The 3,459-nt window shown below is 65.8% G+C and carries 3 protein-coding genes and 1 pseudogene; 2 read left to right on the top strand and 2 right to left on the bottom strand.

The window, feature by feature from the left end; genetic code table 11:
- Together JF66_RS15315 and JF66_RS15320 are read left to right on the top strand one after the other, a co-directional pair.
- Window positions 1-861: amino acid ABC transporter permease (locus JF66_RS15315; RefSeq protein WP_156109839.1), on the top strand; the 861-nt coding region annotated here is incomplete at its 5' end.
- A 38-nt stretch (window positions 862-899) separates the two neighbouring features.
- Window positions 900-1,652 carry an amino acid ABC transporter ATP-binding protein gene (locus JF66_RS15320; protein ID WP_156109840.1) on the top strand — a complete coding sequence of 251 codons (753 nt, stop codon included), beginning with the start codon at window positions 900-902 and terminating at the stop codon, window positions 1,650-1,652.
- Between the two features lie 132 nt (window positions 1,653-1,784).
- On the opposite strand, the gene JF66_RS15325 is transcribed toward JF66_RS15320, so the two are convergent.
- Together JF66_RS15325 and JF66_RS25065 are read right to left on the bottom strand one after the other, a co-directional pair.
- Window positions 1,785-3,110, bottom strand: a complete 1,326-nt coding sequence (locus tag JF66_RS15325) for a DUF3418 domain-containing protein (protein WP_051973609.1) — start codon at window positions 3,108-3,110, stop codon at window positions 1,785-1,787.
- Between the two features lie 61 nt (window positions 3,111-3,171).
- Window positions 3,172-3,453 (bottom strand): annotated as a pseudogene (locus JF66_RS25065) (DUF3418 domain-containing protein); the annotation flags it as partial.
- Between the last annotated feature and the right edge of the window lie 6 nt (window positions 3,454-3,459).

Genomic DNA, 3,459 nt, shown 5'->3' on the forward strand with positions numbered 1-3,459 from the left:
GTGGCCAAATACCTCTTCGACCAGAGAATCTCCCAGGCCGCCTTCGTCACCCTGCAACTGACGGTGTACTCGATGGTCATCGCCATCATCCTGGGCGTCGTGCTCGCCGTCATGCGTCTGTCACCGAATCCGGTGGTCAACAGCATCGCCTGGGTGTATCTCTGGATCTTCCGTGGCACCCCGATCTACGTGCAGCTCGTGTTCTGGGGCCTGATCGGCACCATCTATCAGTCCATCGACATCGGACTGCCCTTCACGGAACCGTGGATGTCGATCTCGACCAAGGTCGCCATGAGCGCGTTCGTGCTGGCAATCGTCGGGCTCGCGCTCAACGAGGCCGCCTACATGGCGGAAATCGTGCGGGCAGGACTGCTGTCCGTGGACAGCGGGCAGGACGAGGCCGCCACCGCGCTCGGAATGAGCTGGTTCCAGACCATGACGCGCATCATTATTCCGCAGTCGATGCGGGTGATCATCCCTCCCGCCGGCAACGAAGTCATCTCGATGCTCAAGACGACCTCGCTCGTCACGGCCATCCCGTTCACGCTGGAGCTCTATACGCGCTCGCGGGATATCTCCGCCGAGACGTTCAACCCCGTTCCCATGCTCATTGTGGCGTCGATTTGGTACCTGTTCTTCACCTCGATCCTTATGGTGGGCCAGTACTTCCTGGAGAAGCGCTTCGCGCGGGGCATTGGGGATCGACGACCGGATCGCAAGGCGGACGACGCCACCGGAGCCTTCACCGCCGTTGTTCCCGATGTTCCGGGCGGCGGACAGCCGACCGTCGTGGTGCCCTCCAAGCCGGCGCAGCCGCCACTCCAGCCGCCGAGCGATTCCCCGAACGGAGATGCTCGATGAGCGATACAACAGCGACGGGCACGGCGAAGGCCGTTCCCATGGTGGTGGCCGAGGCCGTCTCCAAGAGCTTCGGTTCCAACGAGGTGCTCAAGGGCATCTCCCTTGAGGTCAAGCGTGGCGAGGTGATGTGCCTGGTCGGACCGAGCGGTTCGGGCAAGTCCACCTTCCTGCGCTGCATCAATCACTTGGAGGTCGTCTCGGCCGGTCGTCTCAGCGTGGACGGTGACCTTATCGGCTATCGGGAGTCGAACGGCAAGCTCTACGAGATGCACCCCAAGGAAGCCGCCCGCCAGCGCCGCAATATCGGCATGGTGTTCCAACGGTTCAACCTGTTTCCGCACATGACCGCACTGCAGAACGTGATGGAAGCGCCAATTCGGGTGAAGGGGCTCTCGAAGGCATCCGTCGAAGCGAATGCGCGTGCCCTCCTGGCTCGGGTCGGTCTCGCGGAGCGGGCCGACTACTACCCGGCTCACCTCTCTGGCGGTCAGCAGCAGCGCGTGGCGATTGCCCGCGCGCTCGCGATGGAGCCCAAGCTCATGCTCTTCGACGAGCCGACCAGCGCGCTCGACCCCGAGCTTGTTGGTGAGGTTCTTGACGTGATGCAGAACCTCGCTCGCGACGGCATGACCATGATCGTGGTCACCCACGAGATGGGCTTTGCCAAGGAGGTCGCCGATTCGCTCGTGTTCATGGACGGCGGCGTGGTCGTTGAATCCGGGGACCCCACTGAGGTGCTGACCAACCCGCAGCACAAGCGCACGCAGGCCTTCCTCTCGAAGGTGCTCTAGCCGCCGTCCCACAGGCCACCCTCATGGCATAACTCCTGCAGATTCTCGGCCGTCCAGAATTCTGCCCCGGAATCACGCGGAAGTCCGGCTGGGCCGTCTCGATTCGCAGGAGTTATGCGATCTGGGGCGGCCCTAGCCGACGAGAACCTTCTGGATGCGCTGCAGGGAGACGGACTCGGCGGCCTTCAGCTCCTGCGCGAACAGGCTGATGCGCAGCTCCTCGATCATCCAGCGGGCGCGTACCAGGTTCGCCGCGGCATCCGCGGCGAGCGGCATGGTGCCGCCCGCATTCTCGAACTTGGTCGTGGCCGCCTGGGCCTCGTTCATCCAGACCCGGTCACGGCCCGGATTGTCGACGAGCTTGGGGATGCGCGCGCTGATGCCGCCGAGATACCGGGGCAGGTGGCGCAACTGGGCGAGCCCCGTCTCGCTCACGAAACCCGGGTAGATGAGGGCCGCCAACTGTCCGCGGGCATCGCTGATGCCCGGAAGCAGCGCCATGCTCGTGGCAGCCTTGAGCGCCTTGTCGGCGGTGCGACCGGCCGCGAGAACGCGGGCGACGAGGCCGACCGTTTCAAACATGGAATCCATCACGACGCCCGAGACCCGATCGCGGATGTTGGTGAACTCGGCCTTCATGAAGACCTGCCCGTCGGGGCGCACCCGGTAGAGCACATCGTCGATGGCGGCGGCGAGGCAATCCTCGAACAGGGCCGGAGTGTTCTTGTAGGGGCTCGTGGCCAGGCTGAGTTTCTCGGCGGCGGTCAGGTGCTGCTGCACATACGCCGACGGGGACGGTGTGGCGAGCAGCAGCAGGCGCCGCACGCCGCGGGGCAGGGCCCGCGCCTGCTCGATCTCGGTGCTCATCATGCGGATGGAGACCGAGTCACCGTCGTCGACCAGCGTCGGGTACCCGCGAATGGTGTTGTCGCCCTGCTTGGTATCGAGGAAGCGGGGCAGCTCGGTGAAGTCCCAGGTGGTGAGGCCCGTGCGTTCGATGGCGTTCGCCGGTGCCGCCGCGCTCGTGGCTTTGGCGACGCTGTCGCGCACCCGTGTGCCCAGCCGGCGTTGCAGGTCGGCGAGGTCCTTGTCGGATGCGACCGTGCGACCGCGCTCGTCGGTGACCTCGAAGGTGACTCGCAGGTGCGAGGGTATGCGGCTGAGGTCGAAGTCCCGCTCGGTGACCGGAACATAGGTCAGCTTTTGGATGAGCGCCGCGAGCGTGGCCGCGAACGACTTCTCCGGGACCTCGGTGGGGAGGGTCTGCACGATTCCCGGTTCCGGCGGTAGTTCGGCGAGCAACCGGGCCGCCCAGTCCGCCGCGGGCACCACATTGCGACGAATGTTCTTGGGCAGCGACTTGATCAGGGCGGTCACAAGTTCCGCGCGCAGTCCGGGCACCTGCCAGTCGAAGCCGTTCGGCGAGAGCCGAGCGAGCAGGGCCAGCGGAACGCGCACGGGACACGCCGTCGTCCTCCGCACCCGGCTCGAAGCGGTAGTTGAGGGAGAGCCGCTGGTCGCCCTGCTGCCAGCTGGGTGGGAACACGCCCTCGTCGATCTCGGGGGAGTCGTCGGCCACGAGGGCGTCCGCTGTCATGGTGAGCAGCTGCGGCGTCTCAAGCCGCGCCTTGCGCCACCAGCCCTCGAAGCTCTTGGTGGAGGACACCTCGGCCGGGATGCGTCGCTGGTAGAACTCGAACACGGCCTCGTCGTCGAAGAGGATGTCGCGGCGGCGGGTGCGTTCCTCGAGCTCGGCGAGCTCGGTGCGCAACTGCGCGTTGGCGCGCTCGAAGGCCCACATGCCCGG

The organism is Cryobacterium sp. MLB-32, assembly GCF_000738085.1.
In the GTDB taxonomy this organism is placed as follows: domain Bacteria; phylum Actinomycetota; class Actinomycetes; order Actinomycetales; family Microbacteriaceae; genus Cryobacterium.

What these genes read in the sequence shown, in the direction of transcription:
- JF66_RS15320 (WP_156109840.1), top strand. Translation starts at nt 900, where the DNA reads ATGGTGGTGGCCGAGGCCGTCTCCAAGAGCTTCGGTTCCAACGAGGTG.